This window comes from Donghicola mangrovi, from assembly GCF_013377535.1.
Taxonomy (GTDB): Bacteria; Pseudomonadota; Alphaproteobacteria; order Rhodobacterales; family Rhodobacteraceae; genus Donghicola; species Donghicola mangrovi.
Genome location: NZ_JABCJE010000033.1, coordinates 1 through 2,054, shown reverse-complemented (window position 1 = coordinate 2,054; position 2,054 = coordinate 1). Strand labels below are relative to the sequence as shown.

The 2,054-nt window shown below is 55.8% G+C and carries 1 protein-coding gene; it reads right to left on the bottom strand.

Annotation, left to right across the window (positions count from 1 at the left end; genetic code table 11):
- Positions 1 to 410: 410 nt before the first annotated feature.
- On the bottom strand, positions 411 to 1,865 hold the full coding sequence (locus HJ536_RS20620; RefSeq protein ID WP_177159265.1) for a mannose-1-phosphate guanylyltransferase/mannose-6-phosphate isomerase: 1,455 nt from the start codon (positions 1,863 to 1,865) through the stop codon (positions 411 to 413).
- Positions 1,866 to 2,054: the final 189 nt, after the last annotated feature.

Below are 2,054 nucleotides of genomic sequence, written 5' to 3'. Positions count from 1 at the left end.
CATTGGGCTACAAGCCCCCGGCGCCCGAGGCCATTGTTCCATTGGATCAAAGGCCGACAATGCACTAACATTCAAAATGGACCAGTCAGATGAGGTCGCTCAATCCTGTGTGGGCTGATGGCTATGATATATAAAAAATGCGGTGATTTTTTAAGCGTCATAATATGCAAAACCAGCCAAAATCGGACTTTATGACTCTTAGCTAGCGAATCCCGCTCGATGCTTCCAATGAAAGCAATCACCTGAGGGAAGCTTCCCTTGGTAAGTATTATCCATCACCTCTGATTACAATTTAACTTTGACTAATAGATGCTACAGGCACTTGGCTTTCATTGGGCAGTGCAATCACCTGAAGTGTCGAGTGGGAAAATACGCTGGCTCAGCGCTGCAAACCTTGCCAGCGTAGTAATTTATCCCTTAGCACCTTGTCCGCGTGCGTAAATGTCTTCGTAGCGGATAATGTCGTCTTCGCCGAGGTATGAGCCAGTTTGGACCTCTATCAGAACCATTGGGACTTTGCCTGGGTTTTCCATCCGGTGAACGGCGCCGAGAGGGATGTAGACAGACTGATTCTCTGTTACAAGCTGGACAGTCTCGTCAATGGTCACCTTGGCCGTGCCTGCGACCACGATCCAGTGCTCAGAGCGGTGGTGATGGGACTGCAGGGACAGTGCTGCGCCCGGATGGACGTGGATGCGCTTGACTTGGAACCGCCGGCCAACGACCAGACTTTCGTACCAACCCCACGGGCGGTAGTCGCGCGGCAGGGTTTCCGCTTGTGAGGCGCCTTTGGCCTTCAGGGCGGCGACCGCATTTTTGACGTCTTGGGCGCGGTCTTTGTGGGCAACGAGCACCGCGTCAGGCATGGCAACAGCGATGACGTCTTTGAGGCCGATCCCGACAAGCTCTTGGCTCTCGTTTTCGGCGCGCAGCAGCGTGTCGTCGCATTCGATTGCTGTGGCCGGGCCGCTGGTTGCGACGCCGGTTTCGTTCAGATTGCTCTCGCGCCAAACCGCGTCCCAGCCACCCAAGTCGGACCAGACGCCGCCAAATGGCACGACCGAGAGGTTTTCGGCTTTCTCGAGCACAGCGTAGTCGATCGAGATATCCTCGATCAATGCCCAAGGCTCAGGTGCGAGGCGGGTGAAGCCGAGGTCTTTTTCTGCCTCATCCACAGCCCGCTTCGCATGCGCCAGCATCGCGGGGGAGTATTTTTCAAAAGCTTCAATGATCGCGGTGGTCGAGAACATAAAGATGCCCGCGTTCCAAAGGTGCGCGCCGCCATCTAACAGCTTTTGCGCGTTCTCGAGCGTGGGCTTTTCGACGAACCCTTTCAGCGCTTGGGGCACAGGCGAGACCCCCGCATCAGGACGCTCTGACAAAGCCAGCCAACCATAACCAGTTTCGGGACGGTCAGGCTTGATGCCAAAGGTCACAAGATTGCCCGCTTCTGCGACCGGGGCGGCCGCGATCACGGCCTCGCGAAATCGCTCCGCGTCAGGAATGACATGGTCCGAGGGCGCAACGAGCATCAGTGCGCCGTTCTCTTCGGCATCAAGAACCAGCGCGGTGGCGAGGATCGCAGGCGCTGTGTTGCGGCCTTCAGGCTCAATCAGCGTCGCGGCCGGAGCGATCTCGACCGCGGCAAGCTGTTCAAGCACGATGAAGCGGAATTCAGCCCCGGTGATCACCGTTGGCGCCTTGAAGATCGCACCGGCAAAACGCTTGGCCGAGGCTTGGAACAGGCTCTCTTCGCCAGTCAGGCGGGCAAACTGCTTGGGATAGGATTTGCGGCTGAGTGGCCAAAGGCGGGTGCCAGACCCGCCGCAAAGAAGAACCGGATAAATGAATTTGGAAGAAGTCATTAGCATCGAATTTGACAGCCTGAGAGGGAGGAATTCCAAGAGCCGTTCGTTTGTAAAACTGGTCATCATGAATTTCAATACTGTGGCATCAGTTCATTAGTATCTATTCGCGCTCAGCTCCCCTAAGCCGCCGAATTTTGCAAGAACAGTAGCAAACCGCCTTGCTGAGGAAAGAATGGGGCAAGAGTA

Coding starts and splice junctions, on each gene's coding strand:
- HJ536_RS20620 (WP_177159265.1), bottom strand. CDS start 1,865: ATGACTTCTTCCAAATTCATTTATCCGGTTCTTCTTTGCGGCGGGTCT.